Annotated in this window: 19 protein-coding genes; 7 read left to right on the top strand and 12 right to left on the bottom strand. The window is 61.1% G+C overall.

All coding sequences use genetic code 11. From position 1 onward, the window contains the following. Positions 1-209: 209 nt before the first annotated feature. Positions 210-995, bottom strand: a complete 786-nt coding sequence (locus tag QRN11_RS20940) for a FadR/GntR family transcriptional regulator (protein WP_285314354.1) — start codon at positions 993-995, stop codon at positions 210-212. A gap of 484 nt (positions 996-1479) precedes the next feature. Here QRN11_RS20940 and QRN11_RS20935 point away from each other — a divergent pair, with 484 nt between their 5' ends. The 5 genes from QRN11_RS20935 to QRN11_RS20915 all read left to right on the top strand — a co-directional run bounded on the left by QRN11_RS20935 (position 1480) and on the right by QRN11_RS20915 (position 8158). Then, complete coding sequence (locus QRN11_RS20935; protein ID WP_285314353.1) at positions 1480-3135, top strand: AMP-binding protein; 1656 nt, start codon at positions 1480-1482, stop codon at positions 3133-3135. Between the two features lie 1210 nt (positions 3136-4345). Further along, positions 4346-5143, top strand: a complete 798-nt coding sequence (locus QRN11_RS20930) for an enoyl-CoA hydratase/isomerase family protein (RefSeq protein ID WP_285314352.1) — start codon at positions 4346-4348, stop codon at positions 5141-5143. 101 nt (positions 5144-5244) lie between these two features. Then, the gene (locus QRN11_RS20925; RefSeq protein WP_285314351.1) at positions 5245-6000 is read left to right on the top strand and encodes an SDR family NAD(P)-dependent oxidoreductase; all 756 of its coding nucleotides are present in this window, start codon (positions 5245-5247) and stop codon (positions 5998-6000) included. A gap of 40 nt (positions 6001-6040) precedes the next feature. Then, positions 6041-7231 (top strand): acetyl-CoA C-acetyltransferase, encoded by a 1191-nt coding sequence (locus QRN11_RS20920; protein WP_285314350.1) that lies wholly within the window; start codon positions 6041-6043, stop codon positions 7229-7231. Between the two features lie 153 nt (positions 7232-7384). Beyond that, positions 7385-8158 (top strand): enoyl-CoA hydratase/isomerase family protein, encoded by a 774-nt coding sequence (locus QRN11_RS20915; protein WP_285314349.1) that lies wholly within the window; start codon positions 7385-7387, stop codon positions 8156-8158. Positions 8159-8302: 144 nt separating this feature from the next. On the opposite strand, the gene QRN11_RS20910 is transcribed toward QRN11_RS20915, so the two are convergent. From QRN11_RS20910 to panD, 11 genes are all read right to left on the bottom strand, one after another. Then, on the bottom strand, positions 8303-8989 hold the full coding sequence (locus QRN11_RS20910; protein ID WP_285314348.1) for a FadR/GntR family transcriptional regulator: 687 nt from the start codon (positions 8987-8989) through the stop codon (positions 8303-8305). Between the two features lie 1772 nt (positions 8990-10761). Further along, positions 10762-11469 (bottom strand): GntR family transcriptional regulator, encoded by a 708-nt coding sequence (locus QRN11_RS20905; protein WP_285314347.1) that lies wholly within the window; start codon positions 11467-11469, stop codon positions 10762-10764. A 104-nt stretch (positions 11470-11573) separates the two neighbouring features. Next, positions 11574-12746: a CaiB/BaiF CoA transferase family protein gene (locus QRN11_RS20900; protein ID WP_285314346.1), complete on the bottom strand. Its 1173-nt coding sequence runs from the start codon at positions 12744-12746 to the stop codon at positions 11574-11576. Further along, positions 12747-13622: an HpcH/HpaI aldolase/citrate lyase family protein gene (locus tag QRN11_RS20895; protein ID WP_285314345.1), complete on the bottom strand. Its 876-nt coding sequence runs from the start codon at positions 13620-13622 to the stop codon at positions 12747-12749. It lies immediately after the preceding gene. After that, positions 13619-14185 (bottom strand): MaoC family dehydratase, encoded by a 567-nt coding sequence (locus tag QRN11_RS20890; protein ID WP_285314344.1) that lies wholly within the window; start codon positions 14183-14185, stop codon positions 13619-13621. Before QRN11_RS20890 ends, QRN11_RS20895 begins: the two co-directional genes overlap by 4 nt. Positions 14186-15038: 853 nt before the next feature. Continuing rightward, positions 15039-16175 carry a bifunctional 2-methylcitrate synthase/citrate synthase gene (locus QRN11_RS20885; RefSeq protein ID WP_285314343.1) on the bottom strand — a complete coding sequence of 379 codons (1137 nt, stop codon included), beginning with the start codon at positions 16173-16175 and terminating at the stop codon, positions 15039-15041. 28 nt (positions 16176-16203) lie between these two features. Beyond that, complete coding sequence (prpB, locus tag QRN11_RS20880; RefSeq protein ID WP_285314342.1) at positions 16204-17109, bottom strand: methylisocitrate lyase; 906 nt, start codon at positions 17107-17109, stop codon at positions 16204-16206. Beyond that, entirely contained in the window at positions 17109-18629 is a 1521-nt protein-coding gene (locus QRN11_RS20875) for an MmgE/PrpD family protein (RefSeq protein ID WP_285314341.1), read from the bottom strand. The genes prpB and QRN11_RS20875 overlap by 1 nt, the downstream gene beginning before the upstream one ends. After that, the gene (locus QRN11_RS20870; protein WP_285314340.1) at positions 18622-19272 is read right to left on the bottom strand and encodes a GntR family transcriptional regulator; all 651 of its coding nucleotides are present in this window, start codon (positions 19270-19272) and stop codon (positions 18622-18624) included. Before QRN11_RS20870 ends, QRN11_RS20875 begins: the two co-directional genes overlap by 8 nt. A 136-nt stretch (positions 19273-19408) precedes the next feature. Continuing rightward, positions 19409-20458, bottom strand: a complete 1050-nt coding sequence (locus QRN11_RS20865) for an MBL fold metallo-hydrolase (protein WP_285314339.1) — start codon at positions 20456-20458, stop codon at positions 19409-19411. A gap of 392 nt (positions 20459-20850) precedes the next feature. Beyond that, entirely contained in the window at positions 20851-21276 is a 426-nt protein-coding gene (gene panD, locus QRN11_RS20860; protein ID WP_285314368.1) for an aspartate 1-decarboxylase, read from the bottom strand. Positions 21277-22360: 1084 nt separating this feature from the next. Between panD and QRN11_RS20855 the strand changes: the two genes are divergently transcribed. Further along, positions 22361-22753: a flavin reductase family protein gene (locus tag QRN11_RS20855; RefSeq protein WP_350224017.1), complete on the top strand. Its 393-nt coding sequence runs from the start codon at positions 22361-22363 to the stop codon at positions 22751-22753. Positions 22754-22927: 174 nt separating this feature from the next. Beyond that, positions 22928-23452 carry an NUDIX domain-containing protein gene (locus QRN11_RS20850; RefSeq protein WP_285314338.1) on the top strand — a complete coding sequence of 175 codons (525 nt, stop codon included), beginning with the start codon at positions 22928-22930 and terminating at the stop codon, positions 23450-23452. Positions 23453-23579: the final 127 nt, after the last annotated feature.

Raw genomic sequence — 23579 nt, 5'->3', positions numbered from 1 at the left:
GCGCTCTCGTGATCATGAACCGCGGGGAAGGGGGCCGAACGACGGCACTCCATTGGATCGCTGAGATCGTCTCGCCGCGAATGGTCGGAGGGCCCGACTCGACATGCAACACCAAGCGTGCTGCCCGGTCGGCAGCTGGGGCGTGCCAGCACAGGTAGATCATGCAGTTACGTGCTGACCAGACTAACCGCCCGCCCGGGTGTCTGCATCTACTTGGGCCAGGTCCACTCGATGTGTCTGCGCATGAACCCGGGCTGGTTGGCCTCCATGTTGTCGGCAAATTCCTTCACGTGCGCCCTCATGAGGCGCTCGGCCTCTTCTGCGTGGCCTGCGAGCACGGCCTTTGCGATATCTTCATGTGCCTTTTGCACCCGGGCACGGTCCTCCGGAGCGCTGTAGGCTGGCTCGGCCTCACTGTCCATTACCTCCTTGAGCGCGACGCTGAACAGGTCGAGCACGCGATTGCCCGATATTCCGGTGATGGTAGCGTGGCAGGTGCGCGAGCTCGCCATGTAGGCGTTGTCATCGTCGAGGTCAACCGATCGGGCTTGCTCCACTACACGCTGGAGCCGGGCCGCCCCTCCTGGATCGCGGTTAGTGGCAGCGAGACCGGCCATCAGCGGCTCGATCGAGAGCCGGGCGTACACCAACTCCTCGTATGTGGCGTCTGCCATTTGGAGGTGAAGTCTGGCCATGTCGCTGAAGTGGCGCGGCGTCAGCTGAGCCACCTCGGGGCCGCCGCCCGGACCCGGTTTGAGCGAGATGAGGCCCTGAGCTTCAAGGAGGCGGAGTGCTTCGCGGACGGTGGCCCTGCCCACGGCGTACCTGGACGTCATCTCAGCCTCAGCCGGCAGCATGGTGCCCGGCGCGAGGTGCTGTCGTTTGATGTCGTGCACAATGCTTCGGGCCAGTAGATCGGCCCGCTTGGGCGCTCTCGCGGTCGATTGTCCCGCGCCCGTCAGCGTCCCTTGGGGTCGCGAGCTTGAAGCTGCCATATTTTTCCTTCCCAAAGGAAACGCCACACGTAGTTCAATTGAATAATTATAATGGATCCTCTATACATTCTGGAAGCCGCTGACATCTTCACTGACACGGGCAGCGTCACCGCGGCCTCAATCAGCGCGGCGAGATCCTATACCTCGCTCACCGAGCGGGGAGGATGAAAGAGTCCGATGGAGTAATGCGCAGGTTGCGTCCTGCGGGACCCGTCACCCCAAATCATGGGTGAACCTCGACTGCTGAGCTTGGGCGCTTCGAACGGATGATGTGGAAGTGGCGAAAAGCCGACACCGTTCTATGCGTATAATTGCTATAATTGCCACAGCCAAGCGTTCTACCCGGTCTGGTGTATAGCGTGTCAGGCACCGGGCGCGAAAATTTGGGGTAATCCATCCGTCGGTTCACCAATCGCAATTGCCGACAGGGAGTCAGTACTGACAGACCCACTTTGGCAACGTATTCCAATGTAAGGAGTGGAACTTGATCCAGACATACGACGATCTAGTGCCGGTCACTGAGGACCAGGCCAATTGGACTCTTCCCAAGAGTCTGCGGGACCAGAGCTTGGCGCGAGGGGATAGTACATTCCTTATTATGCCGGATGAGGGGCGGCAGTGGACGTATGCCGAGATGCTCCGAGACTCGGAAACCGTTGCGGGTCACTTCGTCGCAGCGGGGGCTCAGCCCGGTGACCGAATCATCATTATGGGCGAAAACTCCTCCCAATTCATTCGGGCTTGGTTTGCTTCGTCTTTGTCGTCAACGGTCGAGGTCCCGCTCAATACGTCTTATGAGGGCGAATTTCTGTCCCACCAGGTGCAGACGGTCGATGCACGGTTTGCCGTCATCGACGATACGTTCGCCGCCCGCTTTGTAGCAATCGGCGAAGTGGCTCGCAAAATAGAATCATTCTGGGTCATCGACACCGGCCACGGTGCTGACGCCATCGCGCTCCTGCGCTCTGCCGGTTTCACTGCCATGCCCTGGGAGGAACTTGAAGAGGAAACCGGCATGGACGTCGAACTGCGCGAGCCGGAACCTGCTGATCTGGCCGCCATTCTGTTCACGTCGGGAACCACGGGGCCGTCAAAGGGCGTCGCCATGCCGCACGGCCAAGTTTATTTCTTCGCCACGGAAATCGCCTCCCTGACGCGTTTGGGGCCTCAGGATACATACATGTCTGTCACACCGCTTTTCCATGCGAACGCACAGTTCCTTGCGGTGCTTCCTGCCCTAATTACAGGGGGGCGTGTTGTTGTTCGAAGGCGATTCAGTGCAAGCCGATGGATTGATCAGGTACGCGAGCATCAGGTCACCGCCACCAATTTCATCGGTGTGATGATGTCCTTCGTCGCCAAGCAGAAAAAGCGCCCGGACGATAGGGACAACTCCTTGAGAGTCATTTTTGCGGCACCGACAGCAGCAACCTTGACCGATGAATTCATCGATCGTTTTGGTCTTGAGGCAATAGTCGAAGCCTTCGGGCTCACGGAAACCAGTAATCCATTCTTAACGCCCTACGGGGCCCGTCGTCCTGCGGGTGCTGTTGGCCTCTTGGTAGCAGACTGGTTTGACGCGCGTTTAGTGGATCCGGAAACCGATCGGGAAGTTGCCCTCGGCGAGGTCGGGGAGCTCGTCGTTCGACCCAAATATCCATGGACGGCCAGCCTCGGCTACTATAACCTACCCCAGAAAACGGTCGAGGCGTGGCGGAATCTCTGGTTTCATACCGGGGATGCCTTGTGGCAAGATTCTTCCGGTTGGTACTACTTTGTGGATCGTTACAAGGATGCTCTCAGGCACCGTGGGCACAACATCAGTTCGTACGAGATTGAGCAGGCAATTCTTGGCCTTGACGGAATCGTCGACTGTGCCGTAATCGGAGTGCCTTCCGAATTTGAAGGCGGCGAGGACGACGTCCTAGCTATCGTCGTCACCAACAGCGAGATTGAAGCGTCACAAATTTGGGCATGGTGCGAGGGCAAAGTGCCGGACTATGCAACACCCCGCTACGTACGATTTGCAGACGCTCTGCCCAAGACACCTACCGAAAAGATCCAGAAGACCACGCTGCGGAGCGAGGGTATCACGGCGGAGACAATTGACCGTTTGAAGATCAGTCAGCGACCGCTTTGATAAGACTGGAATTCAAGACATCGGGGTGCCTGTGCGCAAGGAAGGGACCCTGTGGATGATTTTTAGTCGTCGTGTGCGGTCATTTGTCCCGTCGACCCACGTCGGCAAGACGATAGAGATTACCGAGCCCAGCGGTCCTCCGAACGGGAGGACCGCTGAGGACGAGTGGGCTCTCTAAGCAGGGCGTCCTGGGCCCCGCGGCGAGCTCACGGCGACTGGTGTGGACCTTTGTCGCTTCCGTTCATGCATTCGACGCTGACCGTTCACTGGTGAGGAAGCTTGAATGCTGTGAGGGGTCCCGTTCGACGACCCTCAGAGTCTATCGACCACGAACTTCACTGTGTCACGGAGTCCGAAAGCGGCGGGTGCTCGCTTTGAGGTGGGGGACAGTGCAATGCAATGAGCGAAGTCAAGTACAGCGCGCAAGGTGCCTGACCGCCACTCTGCGGCCGAGGTGATGGTGCTCTGCCGCCGCTCATGGGCTCCGAGTTCGACGTAGGGCTGGCCGCTGCTGCCATCAGCAGCGGTCAGTCCTGGGTTCTGGCCAAATCCGGAGTACCAGAACGAACGGCACCATTAGGCGGTCTTGGGCCCGGCGGCCAATGAGGTCGGAGGTATTCTTGCGGTCGCGGCGCAGCAGAATGTACGAACGCGCCGGTCCGAACCACTTGGGGACCACGGCTCAGAAGACAAAATAGGGAGAGGGGTCCTGACCGGAGTAGCTCTCCCAGCCGCTAAAGGCTCGTCCTTAGACGTCCAACTGAGATTGCCCTCGTCCTTGGGCAGCTCGCTGTTAGTTCCCATTTCGCTAGTAATAAATAAGCCTAACTATTATCATGGTAGTAAAGTTTATGGGTAGGGGCCTAAGAGCGACCGGGGGTTCTTGACTCACAGTTGGGGTCATTCGTGAGTAGTTCGGCAAGCATGGAACGAACAGCAGTAGGGCGGCTTGTCTTGGGATCACGATCGTGCGAACGGATGGAGACCTCGTGACCCCGTATTCCATACGTACGGCTATAACGACAGAAGGCCGCCCGGTGTCGCCGGGGATTACCAGTGGCAAGTCCATGGCTTCGATTGCGAACGGAACAAAGCGCCGGTACCGCTACCCAAAGAAAACAAACGCGGCTAGGACGAATGCACCGTTTAGCGCGGCACTTCGGCCAGATTCCGATGAGGTTCATTAGTTTACGTTTACGAAGGAGATGGCGTGGCCCAGGATGAAGCAGCAATTGCAAATGACGACGATCTACTGGTATCAGTGGCGGATGGTGTAGCGCGCATTACACTCAACCGTCCTGAAGTGCTGAATGCGCTCAGCGCCGCTCACTTCAGGCAACTTACTGCCGCAATCTTGGACGTCGGTTGGAGGCCTGAAGTTGGAGTAGTGGTTCTTACAGGCGCAGGCAGGGCTTTTAGCGCGGGAGGTGATCTTCGAACGCTATCGAAAGACGTTCTGGTACACACAACCAAGTTCGCGGTGCAGACCTTGATGGCGATCCGCCAGTGTCCACGTCCGGTCGTGGCTGTGCTTAATGGTGATGCCGTGGCTGGCGGGAACGAACTTGTTATTGCGTGCGACTTCGCTATCGCATCGTCCACTGCCCGCCTAGGCCACGCCGGCACACGTCTCGGTTGGGCTCCCATCCTTGGCGCTACGAACGTTTTCACGACCCAGATCGGTGAGAAGCGCGCTAACGAAATTGTCTATCTGTCAAAGATTGTTCCGGCCGCGACGGCACTCGAGTGGGGATGGATCAATGAGGTGGTTGAAGCAGCCGATTTGGGGGCCGCTGAAAAACGGTGGTGTGACGAACTCTTGGCGAAATCCCCCGAAGGACTGCAGTTAGCCAAGGCCAGCTCCAACTTCTGGTGGGACCTCGCATACGCGAGCATGGCGCCCAGCATGGCGATGTTGCATATGGGCGTTACGCCGGAAGCAGCCGATGAGGGGATCCGTGCCTTTCAGGAGCGCCGCCCCGCTGATTGGTCCCCCTGGCGTCAGTAGGGCAATCGGGCCGTACGAGAGCCATCCTCAAAGCGCACAGCCTCGCCTCGTTCAAGGGTGAGGTTTCAAAATCGGGCCCCCGGGCAGGAGAAGGGACATCTATGGAAATCGAAGGAACTACTGCGTTCGTCACCGGCGCGGCGTCCGGGTTGGGCGCGGCGACGGCAGAGGCCCTGTTAGCGAGAGGTGCCGCGGTTATCGGCCTCGACCTGCCTTCGCAGATCGAGAAAGCTGAGCCGCACGGTGGCATACGGCTGGTCGCCGCCGATGTCACCTCCGAGGAAGACGTCCTGGCGGCACTCGCCATCGTTGATTCCGCACGGCCGCTGCGCATCGTCGTCAACTGTGCTGGTATCGCGCCGGCGCGCCGTATCCTCTCATCGAAGGGGCCTCACGAGCTCGACCTCTTTCGCCGTACGCTCGAGGTCAACACGCTAGGCACCTTCAATGTGCTGCGTCTTGCGTCCCAGGTGATCGCCGAACAGAGTGCCGATGAGGATGGCCAGCGTGGCGTTATTATCAACACGGCGTCGATCGCTGCCTACGAGGGGCAGATCGGGCAGGTCGCCTATGCAGCATCCAAAGGGGCTGTGGTCGGAATGACGGTAGCGGCTGCCCGCGATCTTGCCCGTCATGGTATTCGGGTCAACACGATCGCCCCCGGAATCGTTGACACAGCCATGTTGGCATCGCTCGGCCCTGAGGTCGGCGCATCACTCGCGGCGGGCGTTCCCTTCCCGCGTCGGCTTGCTCGGCCCAAAGAGTATGCGCAGCTGGCTTGTGTTTTGATCGAGCACGACTATCTAAACGGTGAAGTGGTGCGCATGGATGGTGCGCTGCGGATGGCCCCCCAATGATGCAAATTTATGGTAAAAACGGCAGGAAAGCAGATCAACAATGACAACAAGTGTGATCGTGGCAGGGGCGAGAACTCCGGTCGGAAAGCTTCTCGGATCGCTTTCGGAATTTTCAAGCACTGACCTGGGTGGTTTCGCGATTGCCCATGCGCTTGAGCGCGCAGGGGTTGCCGGCACTGACGTCGACGCCGTTGTGATGGGCCAAGTGTTATCGGCAGGTGCAGGTCAGATGCCCGCACGCATTGCGGCGGCCAAGGGAGGGATAGCTCTGACGGTGCCCTCGCTAACGGTCAATAAGGTCTGCCTTTCCGGGATCCAGGCGATCATTATCGCCGACCAATATATCCGCACTGGCCTGCATAGGACCGTCGTTGCCGGCGGCCAAGAGTCAATGAGCAACGCCCCCCACCTGCAGTCGGTCCGTAGAGGGCACAAGTTCGGTGCGCTCACCATGGCAGACCATATGGAGTTCGATGGCCTTTACGACGCTTTTACGGAGCAGTCGATGGGCCTCCTTACCGAGCAGCACAACGACCTTGAACCGCTCACTCGCGAGCAACAGGACAGCTTCGCCTCGCTCTCGCATCGAAGGGCGGCGTCGGCCCGGGACTCGGGAATTCTCGCTGAGGAAATCATTCCGGTCTCAGTGCCGCAGCGCCGGGGCGGGCCGATCGTTGTTGACGCAGACGAGTCTGTGCGTTCGGGGACAACTATGGAGTCGCTTGCTGCGTTGCGCCCGGCGTTCCGGCCCAATGGCACGGTCACTGCCGGAAATTCCTCGCCGATCTCAGATGGTGCTTGCGCTCTCGTGATCATGAGCCGCGAGGAGGCCGAACGGCGGGGACTCCAGTGGATTGCGGAGATCAGATCGCCGGGAATGGTCGCAGGACCTGATTCGACATTGCAACACCAACCTGCGGAGGCCATCCGTGACGCGTGTCGCCGCGAGGGAATTACGCCGGCGGACCTTGATCTCGTCGAGATAAACGAGGCTTTTGCTGCCGTGGGGATCGCTTCCACCACGGCCCTCGGGATCGAACCTGACCGCGTCAATGTCAACGGAGGCGCTATCGCGATCGGGCACCCCATTGGTATGTCGGGTGCACGTATCGTGTTGCAACTCGCCCTTGAACTCCGGCGCCGCGGCGGCGGCATCGGAGCAGCGGCATTGTGCGGTGGTGGCGGGCAGGGAGACGCGCTTATCATCCGAGTACCCAGGGCAGGAGAGTGAGGACCGTGAATAAGCCTGGGCTCCTACTCGAGACAGACGGGCATCTGCTGCCAGCCCCGCTCAATCCTTCGAAACCCACAGTGCCGTTGTCGCGAAAACTGCACGACAAGGCCAGCCTAATTCTAAGCCGCGCGTGGGGGTTCGGAAGAGGCGATGACTAATTCACTGGAGGTTAGCCGCGACGGCGACGTTGTCACGGTCACGCTGAACCGTTCCGAGGCCGGCAACTCCTTGGATCGCGAAACCGCCCGCGCCCTACATAAGGCGGTCGAAGAGGCTGAAGCAACTGGCGCCCTCGTTATGGTGATTGCGGCACACGGCAAGGTCTTTTGCGCTGGAGGCGACGTAGCGTCGATGGCGCGCGCTGGAGACCCCGCCGCCCATGTCGACGCTCTCGTCGGGGAGTTGCACGAGGCACTTGCCGCCATGAGTCACTCTCGGGTGTTTGTGATCGCCGCAATCGACGGCGCTGCCGCTGGAGGCGGACTCGGACTCGCCCTGACGGCTGACTATCTGGTGGCGACCCCCCGGGCATCCTTCCTCACCGCCTACTCTGGAGTGGGACTTACGCCTGACAGCGGGGTGTCCTCCCTCCTTGTACGCAGCGTCGGCTTGCACCGGGCTCTGGCGTTGGCCACCAGTGGCCGCGTGCTCTCAGCCGAAGAGGCCCGCGAATGGGGCTTTGTCGCCGAGGTGGTTACGTCCGAAGAACTCGAGGCGACAGTAGCAACTCGAGCCCAGGGATTCGCCGACAGAGTCGGGCCCGCGCTTGGTGAGACTAAGCGGCTCGTCCGTTCCGCCGCGGAGACCGGGTACCTGAGCCAGCTCGCCGACGAGCAGCGCACTATCTCGAAGGCCGCGGGCACTACTCACGCCCAGGAGTGTATCAGGGGCTTCGTTGACCGCTCCCGCAACACCAGGACTTAGCCCCTGGCGCGGCGTACTTCATCTGTTCCGACTAGCCCGGGCGGGCAGCTGAAGGCTTGCCTACCCGGGCATATCGATGCTTCCCACCGATTACCCCATATAGGTCCGTCCTGGTCAGAGTGGACGGGCGCCGGGTGTCGGAATCTATTTCGGCCAGGTCCACTCGATGGGTCTGCGCATGAATCCTGGCTGGTTGGCCTCCATGGTGTCGGCAAACTCCTTCATGTGCGCCCTCATCAGGTGCTCGGCCTTTTCTGCGTGGCCTGCGAGCACGGCCTCTGCGATATCTTCGTGCGCCTTTTGCACAAGCGCTCGGTCCTCTGGAGCGGTATAGGCCGGCTCGACTTCGCTGTCCATGATCTCCTTGAGCGCAACGCTGAACAGGTCGAGCACGCGATTGCCCGATATTCCGGTAATCGTAGAGTGAAAAGTCCGCGAACTCGCCATGTAAGCGTCGTCATCTTCAAGGTCAACCGATTTGGTCTCCTCCAACGCGCGCTGCAGCCGCTCGGCCCCCGCGGGATCCCGGTTAGTGGCAGCGAGGCCTGCCATCAGCGGCTCAATCGAGAGCCGGGCGTGCACCAACTCCTCGTACGTGGCGTCTGCCATTTGCAGGTGAAGTCGGGCCATGTCGCCGAAGTGACGCGGCGTCAGCTGAGCCACCTCGGGGCCGCCGCCCGGACCTGGCTTGAGCGCGATGAGACCCTGGGCTTCAAGGAGGCGGAGTGCCTCGCGGACGGTGGCCCTGCCTACGGCGTACTTGAACGTCATCTCAGCCTCTGCCGGCAGCATGGTCCCCGGCGCGAGGTGCTGCCGCGTGATATCGCGCACGATGCTCCGGGCCAGGAGATCGGCTCGCTTAGGCGCTCTCGGGGCCGATTGTCCCGCGCCCGCCAGCTCCCCCCGGGGTCGCGAAGTTAAGGCTCCCATATTGTTCCTTTCCAAACGAGGAGCGCTACCGCCGCTCCGTAATCATTATAATTAGTAGTTTAGACTAAGCGGAGGCCGTCACCTCAGAATTGCAACCTGTGGCTGGGAGTCTTACGAGACTAGTACTTTTGAAGTTAAGGCACGCTGATAGTTGTGCCAGACCCTAGGGGACACGATGGCAATGGGCTTTCCTCTCCACGAGGCAGTGACTCCCCATTCTCCAGGGGTTCGACAAGAGGGAATGATAAGTCTCACTATTTTGCTTGCTCTGATGGACCCCCGCGACGCCCTCTCATTCAGAACTGCCTTCGGGGGGTCCGTGGTGCCATGCGGGTGCTGAGGCTGGTGTGCTGCGTCGAAGTGACGATTACAACCTGGGCAGAGACTTTGCTCCTCTAATGTGGTTGGCACTCCCGACGAACCCATGCTTATCAACGAAGTAGTGTCTGACGCCCCTTTCGTCTCGGCAGGTAGTGCCCATGGTCCTACGTGCAGCAGCCTATTGAAATATCGTTCGCATGATTCGTACTATTATGTAGTGGCGGTGGTAGTAGGCGAAGCTAGCGCGGACAAGTCGGTTTGCAACAAGGCTTTGGTCCGGTCTGGACACCATGCTGGGCGCACCCTGCCCCCGCCAGGCTATGTCCTGCCTTCTAATCAAAAGGGGGGCAACAGGATCTGAAAGCCCTCAGGTTACCAAGGGGAACAAATGACAGCAATGGGGAATTCCGGCCTCTCATTAGTTGCCGGTCTTACGCAGCCTGGCCCAGAACCCGGGGCTGAAATCGACGGTGCCATCCGGTTCGAAGGCGTGGCTAAGCATGCTGACCCCTGCGTTCATGACCTCGGTTGTGCCGTAGGCCCTCATTCCATGCCGGACCGGGAAATCCGAGTTGGCGTTTGGGCGGCCCTGGTTCCGCGGGAACTCGCCTGTATCACAACGTTCCGTTCGTCCTCTGGCAATACGCAGTACTGTGCCGCAACAGAGGCTGCCAGCCCTGCCGCTGCTCGCGCCCTCGGGATTTACAGTTGAAGCCGACTGTTGAAGCGCCCTTCGAGCACTTCGAATGGAGCCTGCTTACAAACGCGCTGGTGGAAGTCCGACGCGACGGTTCCGTTATCAGAACTGGCCTTGTTGAAGACGCCATGCCCGACTCCTCCGCTCTATGGATTTCCGCAGCCGCCAATGACCCGCGCCAAATGTTTGAAGCGTCCGAAGGTTACAAAGTGTGGGTCCTACCCCAGGAACTGACCGGAACCCTTCGCTACCGTATGGTCACCAAGGAAATTTGCAAGGCCTCCCCCGAGCGGAACGCAGATCAACCTGTTCCCCGTAGTGGAGGGAAGGACCAAGGAGATGCAGCGTCCTAAGGGTATCGGCCGAAGCCCCATGGAGCAGGACAAGCCGGGAACCGGAACAGGGGTCTCGCTGGCCGCGGTGGTCCGGCGCCCGGTTCCGCCGACAAGAGTGACCTCTTTGGTACTCAAACAGTCCTTGATCTCCATGATGTCGAGGGTCATGGAACCCGAGACGGTGACCAGTTTTGCGAAGGTGTTGAGTCGGGGCTAGTGCCAGAGGCTCTTCAACCTGACCTCACTGCTCGACCGGGAGGCCAGGGGCGCGGCCTTGACCGCGATGCGTGCGCGGCACTCCTGCCCGCGGTGCTCCAAACTCACACCGAGGCTAATCCAGCATGGCCGGTCTCGGCTGCGGCGGCGATGCGTTCGTCGAAGTGGGCGGCCAGGAGTTCACCCGAGTGGACGATGTGCTGGTGCATCGCGGCCCGGGTTGCTTCCGGGTCGTGCGCCTGAATGCCCTTGAGGAGTTCGGCGTGGTCGTCCATGGTGGCCTGGGGCCAGCCGGGGATTGAGGAGTAAAACCGCCGGGGGACGTACCGGGTGACCAGGCCCAGAACCCAGACCGTTTTCCGGGAGTTGGCCATCAAATTGATCTCGCGGTGGAAGGCGTGGTTCTTCTCTTCCAGGAGTTCGTGGTTGTTCCGCGCGGCGGCAGCGCTCAGCTCGTGATGCAATGCTTCGAGTTCGGCGACATCCTGTTCGCTGGCATTGGCGGCAGCCCGGGCGGCAAGTTCACCGCCAATGAGGGCCTGGACCTGGAAGAGGTCCCGGATGTCCTGGCCGGTCAGGGGTGCCACTACGAATCCTTGCCGCGGCACAAGTTCCAGGAAGCCTTCAACGCGCAGGGCCTGGAGCGCCTCACGGGCGGGGGTAGTAGAGATCCCCAGGTCCTCTCCGATGGTTTCGGGGCGGACCAGGGTCCCGGGCCGCAGTTCACCGGACATGATGAGGCCCCGGATATGGGCGGTGGCCTTCTCGCTCAGTTGTGGGCGGGCGCTGCTGCGGGGGCTGCGGCTGGTCATGGGCTGCGGACTCTTTCTGATCAATTTCCCCACCTAACTTACGGCATCAGCCACGGCATGCCGGGGGACAGGCAAGCCGTGGCTGACGCGCAACCAGGAAAGATTCAGTTGATGCTGTGGCGCACGCCGAGGCCGGGTGCGGCGAGTCCCAGTTCCGCCAGAATCTTGTCGGTGTGCTCGCCAATCCCGGGCACCGGATCCATCCTGACGTCCGTTTCCCTGGACGTGACCGGCGGGAGGAGGCTGCGCAGTGGTCCCACGGGGGAGTCGACGTCCCGCCAGCGGTTGCGCTCGGCCAGCTGCGGGTGTGCGGAGAACTCGTGCATGTCCCGCAACTGGGCGTTGGCTATGCCGGCGGCGTCCAGCCGGGCCAGGACCTCCGCTGTTGGCAGCTCTTCAAGGACCCCGTTGATGGCCTCGTGCAGCGCCGGACGGTTGTCCACGCGGAGCGCATTGCCGGCGAAGCGCGCATCTTGCGCCAGGCCGGGCTGCTGCAGCACGTCGGCGCAGAACTTGGCCCATTCGCGCTCGTTCTGGATGCCGAAGAACACGGTGCCGTCGGCGGCGCCGAAGGGTCCGTAGGGTGCGATGCTGGCGTGCTGCGCGCCGCTGCGGGCGGGCGGGGCCCCGCCGTATTCGGCGTAGAAGTACGGTTGCGCCATCCATTCGCCCAGGGCCTCGAGCATGGAGATCTCCAGGACGTCACCGCGGCCTGTGGTGGCCCGCTGCAGCAGCGAGGTCAGGATGCCGGAGTACGCATACATGCCGGCGGAGACGTCGGCGATGGACACGCCCACCTTGGCGGGGGAGTCGGGGGTGCCGGTGACGCTGAGCAGGCCCGCCTCGCACTGGACCAGCAGGTCGTAGGCCTTTTTCTGTTCGTAGGACCCGCCACGGCCGTAGCCGGAGATGGAGGTGTGGATCAGCCGCGGGTTCAGGGCCAGGGCTTCGTCCGGCCCCAGGCCCAGGCGTTCGATGGCGCCGGGTGCGAGGTTTTGGACCAGGACGTCAGCTGTGGAGACCAGCTTGCGCAGCACAGCCATGCCATCCTCGGACTTCAGGTCCAGGACGATGCTCTCTTTGGACCTGTTCAGCCAGACGAAGTAGCTGGCCATGCCATGGACCTTGGTGTCGTAGCCGCGGGCGAAGTCGCCGGTGTCGCGTTCCACTTTGATGACTCGGGCGCCCAGGTCGGCGAGCTGCCGGGTAGCGAAGGGGGCCGCGACCGCCTGTTCGAGGGAGATGACGGTGATCCCCGCCAGTGGCAAGGTGCCCATTTACTGTTCCTTCCCTGCACGCTGCAGGATGCGTTTGGCCCGCTCGGTGACCGGACGGTCAATCATCTGGCCATCCACTTGGGCCGCGCCGCCTTCGGCGCCGATGACGGACAGTGCCCACTCCACGTCTGCTTCCGTGGGCGCGAATGCCCCCTGAACGGGAGCCAGCTGTGCCGGGTGGATGCAGAGCTTGCCGCCGAAACCGAAGTTCCGGGCCAGCCGGGCTGACGCCGCCACACGGACGTTGTCCTTTATGTCGGTGGAAGGCGAATCCAGAGGAGCCGCGATCCCGGCAGCGCGCGAGGCGAGGACCAGCTGGGCGCGGGCATGGTCAAGAAAGCGGTCTCCGCCGTCGGCGTCGATGTCCAAGGCGAAGTCGATGGCGCCGAATGCCAGCCGCGTCACGCCCGGCACGCGTGCCAGTTCAACGGCGTTCACCACGCCGAGGGCGGATTCGACCAGCGGGACCAGGGCAAGGTGGTTTGGCATGTCCGAGCGCAGCTGGCGCAGGGCGGCGGGGTCTTCCGCCTTTGGCACCACGATGCCGAGCAGACCCGAGCCCGGCGTGCGGGCGGCCGAAAGCAGCAAGGTGATGTCGGCGTCGTAATCGCCGGAACCCTGCGGGTTCACCCGCACCAGCGCACGCACCCCTGCGCCGCCGTCCGGAGGTGACACCGCCTCCACCGCCGCAGTCAACGCAGCGGACTTGGCACCGGGCGCGACCGCGTCCTCGAGGTCGATGATTACGACGCCGGCGCCCGCTGCGGCTGCCTTGGCGAACCGTTCTGGGCGGTCAGCGGGAACGAACAATGCCGTGACTGCCGAGGCGACGCTTTCGGCACCGGAAATGGTGACGCTTCCTGCCGGCGCCGTCACTGGAAGTCCCCGATCGAGGGCAACGTGGACTCATCCGGGCGGGCGGATTCGACGCCCGGAAGGTACCCCTGCCGGTACACCATGAAGGTGCGGCGGTAGCTGATCACGATCTTGCCGTCCTGGTTGAAGCCCTCGGTGGCGACGGTAACCAGGCCGAGGTTGGGCCGGGACTTGGATTCCCGGACGGAAAGGACCTTGGACCGGGAGTAGATGGTGTCGCCTTCATAGACGGGGTTCGGCATGCGGACCTCGTCCCAGCCCATGTTCGCGAAGACGTTCATGGACAGGTCGATGGTGGACTGGCCAGTGACCAGTGCGAGCGTGAAGGTGGAGTTGACCAGCGGCAGGCCGAACTCGGTGGCCTTGGCGAAGTTGCGGTCCACGTGGGTCTTGGCCACGTTCTGCGTCATCAGTGTGAACGACTGGTTGTCCGCCTCCGTCACGGTCTTGCCGAACGGGTGGTAGTAGATGTCACCCGGGGAGAAGTCTTCAAACAGGCGGCCTGTCCAACCCTCTACTACGCGACCTTCTGTTGTCGCTGGCTTTGTTGCTTCGTAGGTCATCTTTGATCTCCGTGCTGAATATATTAGCGGTTCCAATCAGTCTGCCCCATTTTTCCTTGTCATGTCAAAGGTTTGACGGCAAATCAAAGGGCCCGGGTAAGCGCTGCGATACTCTAATATATTCCCTTTTCATCGTATCCCCGGATGAACCCGCTATCTGAACGGAACCATGGCCTTGCCGCCCTCTCGGCCGCCGGGTGCAAAGGAACCAATTCTCGGCCGAGTACCGGCGCGCGGCGTCCCGGCATCGGCCCCTCGGGGCGCTTTTGGGAGTCGACCACGAGATGCGCACCGCGGCCTGGACATACTCGCTACCGGCGAACTCTTACGGGATGCCGGGTCGGACTCCGTTGCTCGGCACGCACCCGCTAAGACAAAGGCCCGCACCATCAGACAACTCGAATCGCTCGGCTAGAGAGTCGGCGGCTAGCCACAGGCCGCAACAGAATAATTTCACGGGGCCAAGCAAACGGCCGTCCTCACCGTTCCGCGCCCAAAAATCACGACAACAACGCTGTTACTTGTCAGTTAAGGAATGAGCTAAGGCATAGACCGACACTGACATGGACGCTACAGCGGTAGTGACGCCGAAGCCCTCCGTCATTAATGGGTGGACGGGCGAGACGATGAACATTTCGGGCCTAAGACAAAATCAGGGCTCAGGCCAAGGCATGCTGACCCCAGGGAGTGTTATGCACGCGTTGTCATCTCGTCCGTTCCCTGAACCCTGCACTCCCAGGTCCGGGCTGCGGTGGGAAGTAAAGCGGTGAGGCGCCGAGCCGTTGCGAGTACTTGATGATCCGGGTGATCATCCAGCGCCCCACCGCAGATTAGAAGCTGCCTGGCCAGCGGTTTATATTGATCGCTGTTCCACGCCGTTGTAGGCGCTGAGGGGCCGTATGAGCGAGTTGGATGCTGACTGTTCCATGATGTGGGCGGTCCAGCCGGTGATGCGGCTGGCAACAAAGAGAGGGGTGAATGTCTGCGTGTCGAAGCCCATCAGGTGGTAAGTGGGGCCGGCGGGATAGTCGAGGTTGGGCTTGATTGCCTTTGCCTCATCCATGGCCGCTTCCAAGCCGTTGTAGAGCCCGAGGAGTTCGGGCCGACCATAGTGTGCGACCATCTTGTCGAGGGCCGCTTTCATTGTGGGCACCCGCGAGTCCCCATTTTTGTACACACGGTGACCGAAGCCCATGACTTTCCTTTTTTGGGCCAGGGCGTCCTCCATCCACGACTTTGCTCGGGCTGCCGCCTCCTTAAGGCTTTCCTCGGACCGGATCCCGATCTCGTCGAATGTGTGCATGACGGCCTCGTTCGCGCCGCCGTGCAGGGGTCCCTTGAGGGCTCCGATGGCGGCAGTAACGGCGGAATGGAGGTCAGAAAGGGTGGATGTGACCACGCGGGCGGTAAAGGTCGAGGCGTTAAAGGAGTGTTCGGCGTACAAAATCATGGAGACGTTGAAAGCCTCGACGACCTCGTCCACGGGATCTTCACCAAATGTCATCCAGAGGAAGTTGGCCGAGTAGCCCAGATCCTCGCGGGGTTCCACGACGTCGAGGCCGTGGCGGCGGCGTTGGTCGTAGGCGACGACGGCCGGCATGGCCGCAAACAGGTCAATGGCCTTGCTCATGTTGGCTTCGGGGGAGGAGTCCTCGGCCAGTGGGTGACGTGCACCCAGCACGGATGCAGCCGTGCGGCAGACGTCCATCGGGTGAGACTGGACGGGCAGTGCGTCGATGATTGCCTTGAGTGCAGGGTCAAGGGCCCGGCCGGCCCGTTCGCGGGCAGTGAATTTGGCGAGCTGGTCCTCGGTGGGCAATTCGCCGTTCCAGAGCAGGAAGGCCACCTCTTCAAAGCTGCATCTGGCGGCGAGTTCCTGGACCGGGTAGCCGCGGTAGAGCAGCGAGTTGGTCTCCGGGTTGACCTTTGAGACGGCGGTGTAGTCCACGACGACGCCGGCGAGGCCTTTTTTGATCTCTGTGTCAGCCATGCTGAACTCCTTCGTTGCAGTCCTTGGTCTAGCGGATATGGGGGATTTGGAAGTTGAAGATGCCGGTATCGAATTTGTTGTAGGCCTCGTAGTCCACGAGGTCATAGAGGCGGGCCCTGGTGAGCATTTCAGGAACACGTACTTCTTGGGTTCCCAGACTCTTGAGTGTGTCCAAGACCCGTTCAGCTGCCCCCATGGCGCTGCGGAGCAGCGTGACGGGATAGATCACCATGTTCACCCCGACGCCCTGGAGCTGGTCCGTGGTGAAGAGGTCGCTTTTGCCGAATTCGGTCATGTTGGCGAGGATGGGCACGTCGACGGCGTCGCGGATGGCCTGGAATTCCTCCAGGGTGGCCATGGCTTCGGGGAAGATCGCGTCCGCCCCTGCGTCCACCAGTGCCCGGGCCCGGTCCTGTGCGGCTTGGAGTCCTTCCACGGCCCGGATGTCGGTGCGGGCCATGATGAGGAAGTTCGGGTCGCGGCGGGCGTCGGCGGCGGCGCGGATCCGTTTGGTGGCGGTGTCCAGGTCCACGACGTTTTTGCCGTCGAGGTGGCCGCAGCGTTTGGGGTTGAACTGGTCCTCGATGTGCAGCCCGGCGAGTCCGGCGTTTTCGATTTCCTGGACGGTGCGGGCCACGTTCATGGGTTCGCCGAAGCCGGTGTCCGCGTCGACGATGGCGGGCAGGTCGGTCATGCGGGCGATCTGCCCGGCGCGGGTGGCCACCTCGGTGAGGGTGGTCAGCCCGATGTCGGGCAGGCCGAGGTCGTTGGCCAGGACCGCGCCGGAGATGTAGACCCCGGCGAAGCCCTTCTCCTCGATCAGGCGGGCTGAGAGGGGGTTGAACGCGCCGGGGAACTGCGCGATGGTCCCGGAAGCGAGGAGTTCGCGGAACCGGATCCTTTTCTGTTCGGGGGTGGCTTTGGAGTACAGCATCAGAAGAGTCCCTTGGGTGCGGCGCTGGGGTCGATGACGCCGGGGGCGGCGGTGATGTTCAGCTGGTCCAGCTCGCCGGGGGCGAGTTCGGGGAGGCGTTCGACGGCGGCGAGGAACCGTTCGATTTCGGCCTCCTCCACCAGCCCGGCGGCGAGGGTGCGGAACTTGGTGATGTACTGCTCCCGTCCGAAGGGGCGGGCACCGAGCGGGTGGGCGTCGGCGACGGCGATCTCGTCCTTGATGACGGTGCCGTCGGTGAGGGTGATCTCCACCGACCCGCCGAAAGCTTTTTCGTTGATGTCCAGGGAGTGGTAGCGGCGGGTCCATTCCGGGTCTTCCTCCGTAGTGACCTTCTGCCAGAGCTCCACAGTGTCCGGGCGGGCGGCGCGTTCGGGGGAGTAGGAGTCCACGTGGTGCCAGGCCCCGTCCTGCAGTGCAACCGTGAAGATGTAGGGGATGGAGTGATCCAGGGTTTCGCGGGACGCGGTGGGGTCGTACTTTTGAGGGTCGTTGGCGCCGGAGCCGATGACGTAGTGGGTGTGGTGGCTGGTCTTGATCAGCACCGAGGCTACGTTGGCCGGGTCCGTGGCCTCGGGATGTTCGCGGTGCAGCTTGCGGGCGAGGTCGATCCAGGCCTGGGCCTGGTACTCGGCGGAGTGTTCCTTGGTGTAGGTGTCCAGGATGGCACGCTTGGCCTCACCCGGCGTCGGGAGGGGGACCATGTAGGAGGCGTCCGGCCCGTCCAGCAGCCAGGCAATCACACCGTCCTCGCCTTCGTAGATCGGCACGGGGGAGGTCTGGCCTCGCATCGCACGGTCCGCGGCTTCGACGGCCATCTTGCCGGCGAACGCCGGGGCGTGGGCCTTCCAGGTGGAAATCTCGCCCTTACGCGACTGCCGCGTCGCCGTCGTGGTGTGCAGGGCCTGACCCACCGACTGGAAGATCGTCTCGACATCCAAGCCGAGGAGCGTGCCGATGCCGGCGGCGGCGGAGGGTCCGAGGTGGGCGACGTGGTCGATCTTGTGCTTGTGCAGGCAGATCGCCTTAACCAGGTTCACTTGGATCTCATACCCGGTGGCGATGCCCCGGATCAGGTCAGCACCGCTGGACCCCACATGCTGGGCGACGGCCAGGATCGGGGGGATGTTGTCGCCGGGGTGGGAGTAGTCGGCGGCGAGGAAGGTGTCGTGGTAGTCCAGTTCCCGGACGGCCACGCCGTTGGCCCAGGCCGCCCATTCGGGGGAGACGCGTTCGCCGATGCCGAAGACCTTCGCGCCCTTCCCTCCCGTGCTGGGTGCGTGGGCCAGGGCCTGGGCGCGGGCGGCGACGATCGGTGCCCGGTTCAGCGACGCGATGGCCACCGAGGCGTTATCGATGATCCGGTTGATCACCATCTCCGTCACCTCGGGCGTGACCTCGACGGGGTCGGCGGCGACCACGGCGATCTTGTGCGCCAACTGCTCCTCCCGGGGCAGGTTCTCTTCGCTCTTGTACACGCGGACGTGGTGTTCCTTAACCATGGGGTTCCTTTCGTTGTGTGGCTTTGATATGCCCAAGACTGTTCTGCAAGTGCAAGATCGTGGCGGCTTCGGCAAGCCGCGGGTTCCGGTCCGCCATGGCCCCGGCGATAGCCGCGTGTTCCGCGGCGGCAGTGGTCAGGCGGGCTGTGTCGTTGGCTGCCAGTCTCCGGATGCGCACCAGGTGAATGCGGAGGCTTTTCATAGCCTGAATTAGGTAGGTGTTGCCTATGGCTTGATCAATTGCTTCATCAAGCCTTTCAACCAAGGTGTAGTACTCACGGCGGCCGCTTTCTGCTGCAGTGAGGAGTGTTGGCGCCCTGCCAAACTCATCCCGTAGGGCGGCGAAGACATTGGGATTGCCTCGTTGAGCCGCCAGTCCGGCTGCGCGACATTCAAGCGTTTCCCGCAGCTCAAAGAGCTCGTCGACGTCAGAAAGGGAAATGCCTGAGACAACGACACCACGCCCTCCTGCCGCTCGGGTCAATCCTTCCGAGTTCAATCTGCTGAGCGCCTCGCGGATGGGAGTTCGGGAAACGCCCAATCGTTGGGATTGCTCCACTTCGGCAAGGACAGTTCCTGGTAGCAAGCGCCACTGCAATATGTCGTCCCGGAGAGCTGTGTAAGCCCGTTGACTTGCGCGCATGTCCCGAGTGTATACACAGAGGCCGGACGAATCCAGATAATCCAGTAAAAAAGGACTTTATGTATACAAAAAGAAGCATGTGACGTGATTGTTTTGCAGCGCCTGAACGCAGGTCATTGACCAAGATGCTGTGCCGTTACTGGCATGAGAGTGACGGAGCGGTCAGCGGCACATCGATTTGGTAACCCTGTGAGCGTAGGTAGACAACATGGCTGGCGGTTTCGGAGACCGCCAGGCGCAGGGAGAAGTTCTGTAGTGATTCCCAGCCGCGCGACCAAGTCAGATGGCGGGCAATATCCCATACGCTCTCGGGCCGATGACGGTCTACAACCTTCATTACCTCGGCAGAGCGCTCACTATTGTGCTGTTTAAGCTGGGCGACTCGCCGTTGCATGCCGATGAACCGGTACTCGTGTGCAGGACAAACTTCCATTTCGTCCTCAAAGGCGATCCGGCTCAGAGAATCGTAGTAGTCAGCGAGCGGATTAGAGGGCCCCGGCAGTTCGAGGGCTATATGAGGAGAAATGCGTGGCAGGACATGGTCGCCGCTGAATATGAGGCGGCGGTGCTCATCAATAAGACAGATGTGTCCCGCGGAGTGCCCCGGCGTGGTCACAACTTGTAGGGCGAGTCCATTAGCAGGTACATAGCTGCCGTCAGCGAGCCGGAGGTCGGGGTCGGCGAGATTCTGCAAATGCCTGAGGTCGGCGTCGCTGAAAGCCACCTCGACGAGTCTGTGGGCTGGCACTCCCCACAACAACAACTCTTCTTTGTGGGTGAGTCGGAACAGGTCAGGGTCTTCCGAGGCCGTGAGTCTTGGCGTTTCCTGGTCTCCCAGGGCTACCCATGCTCCGGAGGCTCTACGCAGGCGGGCCGCCAGGCCCAGGTGGTCCGAGTGGTAATGGGTAACCAGGATTCCTGTTAGATCGGTAATTCCCAGGCCCGCGTGACGCAACCCGGCGGCCAGATGCTCAAAGCCCATCTCACTCTCCCAGCCGGGATCGATCAAAATGGCTTCGCCTTCACCAAGCAGCAAGTAACAGAGGGTGTAGCGCATGGGATTGCCTGGGAACGGGACGGGGATCGACCACACGTCCGTTCCGAGCTTCTCTACCGGCGGCAGCACCTTGTTCTGCCAGGCTTCCTTTTGGGCGTGGCCAGTGAGGGTAATTGGCGGCAGATTCATCGGTTCCTTTCAATCCATCGACTACTGGGTTTATCAGTAAAGGGTTGAGCCGGCATTGAAGCCCGCCGCATTCTATTTTGACCGCGTGCGCGAGACCCTCTCTTTTGGGGAACCGCACTCCTGTGCCGACTGCATGCTCAGGGAAATCGCGAAGCTACCGATCAGAAGATCGCCGACCACCATTGCCAGTGTATTGGTCGTAAGCGGGGAGCATTCAGAATCGTTTGCCCTGGTCCTTGCCCTGCCGAAAGTGATGGGTCCGTATTATGCCCGCGGGCTTTTTGCCCACCAGTGCCTGGAAGAACGCCCCCGAGGCTGCAGGTGCTGCAAGGAACCTCTCCTTCCGCTGCCGCTTAGGTTCCTCGGGCAGCGGTTGTCGATCTCCCCGGTCATTACTTCAACGCGATGGGAAGGGCAAAGGGTGGACGCATGAGACCTGGGGTGATTGCTTCAGCTGGATCGTTGCCAAGTTGAATTGGCTTGTTGGCCTCATCCACGTGCACTACGCGCGGCTCGTAGGTGTTGGCTTCCTCTGTAGTCATCTCGGCGTAGGTAATCAGAATGACGATGTCGTCCTCGTGAACTAAGTGCGCGGCGGGGCCATTGATGCCGATCACGCCTGAACCCCGCTCCCCAGCGATGGTATAGGTCTCCAGACGCGCTCCATTCGTAACGTCGACTATCGAGACAAGCTCTCCTGGCAGGATATCGGCCGCGTCCAAAAGGTCGAGGTCCACAGTAACGGAGCCCACGTAGTGCAGGTCAGCATGGGTGACGGTGGCTCGATGAATCTTGGACTTAAACATCTTCCGAAGTATTTGGTGACGGGGCATTACATCTCCTTCAGAACCCATTGACCGGGCAAGTCGCGTCACTGCTTCGAGGGGCCAGGAAAAAACGTTCAGCGACTGCCTGGCCCCCTGCCCGGAAGCCACGCGGGCCGTTATTCATCATGGACATGTGAATCCTTTAGTGTCCTTGCTAATGCCCTTCATACGAGGCTGAGCTCCCGCCGTTCGTTGTTAGGTCATTAAAAGACAGGCCCTGGTCAAGGGCGCTGCTCAGCGTTGTGTCGGGATCCGATTGCGGCTGCCGCCTCGATGTTATTGCGACGATGTTTAGAAGCATGATTTGACATAGTCCTCCTGGCCCGCCTTCGCGTCCAATTTGCTAAGCCCAAGTCCTCCATACGACGGGTCCGGCGCCCGGGCTTGGGGTCGCCCTTGAGTTGAGAGACACCGGCGTCCAATCGTCCCGCAAAGATGAAGCAACACGGCCCTTCAATCGATAAGTTGCCCCCGCGTAGTTACGCATTTACTCCGGGCTGTTTCAGAAGATACAGCCCAGAGTAAATGAGATGTCCAACGAAGTCTTCCAAATCTAGTCTACTCATGCGTACCATTACAGTATAAGCTAAGCCGCAAGCAAAACCTATCGGAGTGGATCGGAGGCTGGCGTGCAACACGAGGTATTCAATGCAGGAGCCTTGGGAACTCCGTACTCGGAAACGGAGTGTGCAAGATCGATCCTGCGTTGTGGCCGCGGTTTAAGGCGGTATAGCCCTCGTAAGCCAGAGCTGCCACGGGAAACACGCGTCACGGCCATGTATCGGACGATGGTGGAAGATCCCAGACTGGCAGGGGGTCGGCCTGACCATGTGTGCGGGAGCAAGAGTGTGTTCTCGTGCCGCATGTGATCGCGTGCGGTCAGGGGGATATTCGTGAGCGTCTGAGCTTCGCCACCTGGAAAAATACATTCACCTTCAACCAGAAAGCTTTGTGAGCCAGTCATGACCACACTTGCGCAAACCAGCATTGATCCGCGTCTCTTTCGGGACACTCTGGGGCATTACGCCTCGGGAATCACCGTCGTCACTGGCATTGATGCAACTGGCCCGATCGGATTCACCTGCCAATCGTTTTACGTGTCTCTACCGAACCGCCCTTGGTCTCTTTCAGCGTGATGAAGACCTCCACCACGTATCCGCGGATCCGAGAGGCCGGGAAGTTCGCCGTTAATGTCCTGTCTCATCACCAGGACACGGTATCGAGCCAGTTCGCCAGAAAAGGCTCCGACAAGTGGGCCGGCATCCATTGGTCGGAAACGCAGGCCGGTAACCCAGTAATCGAGGAGACCCTAATGTGGCTTGACTGCGACATCTGGGCCGAACACGACGCAGGCGATCACCTCATCATCTTAGGCAAAGTGAATGAGATGAGCCCTCCGGGTTGGCATATCCATGAACCCCTCCTGTACTTCAAGGGCAAATACCGCTACCTTCGCGCAGAAGAATAAGTTGGCCGACACGCCCCCACACGGTCAGCCGCCGTCTAGTGGTAGGGCCCGGCAAGGCCAAGCCTCAAATGGTTCGTTTCCTTATGTCGGGAAAAGATTGCAGTCCTGTTTGGGCTTGGAAAACACCAGTCAAGAAGTTCGCGTATACGTTGGAACATCTTGGAAGGATATGAAATGAGCGTTATCAGTACCGCCTACGGTCCGGGCTGTGTGCCTGTGGCCCCGGCGGGGATTCCGGCCGGACACACTGTCATTGCTGCTGTGGTCGAATGGAGGGGCAGGATCGCTTTGTTTAAGCGGAGCCGTCGTCTGGGTCATGACAGTGGGTTGTGGCACTGCATCACGGGGTTTGTCGAAACCGGTGCTACACCCGAACAGCAGGCCCGTGAAGAGCTGCTCGAAGAAACCGGTTTGGAAGCCAAGGACCTGCTGGGCTTTCGGCAGGGGCGTGCAGTGGTGATCAATGACAGCTGCGGCGATCCCTGGCTTGTTCACACGTTTACTGTGTCGACTTCCCGGCGCCGGTTGAGACTTGACTGGGAGCACGAATCTTATCGCTGGACAAGCGCTTCGAAGGTGAGGCGCTTCTCCAACCGGGTCAGTTGGCTGGATGAGGTGCTCACCGCAACAGGCCACCTGAGCAACCCTGTACGGCCGGCACTGATCGGTGAACCGGCCCGTCTAGGGGCAGGTGCATAGCGATGACAGAGGCGATGGTCCTGGCAACGGGTGACGTCCCGGGCAGTGGGTTGAGCACTGGCAGTGTCAGGATTGAAGGGGTTGTTGAGCATGGGGATGCGCGCGGACGTACCATCGGCTTTCCGAC

The sequence above is a fragment of the Pseudarthrobacter sp. fls2-241-R2A-168 genome (assembly GCF_030209335.1).
In the GTDB taxonomy this organism is placed as follows: domain Bacteria; phylum Actinomycetota; class Actinomycetes; order Actinomycetales; family Micrococcaceae; genus Arthrobacter.
This window is presented reverse-complemented; position numbering and strand designations above follow the sequence as displayed.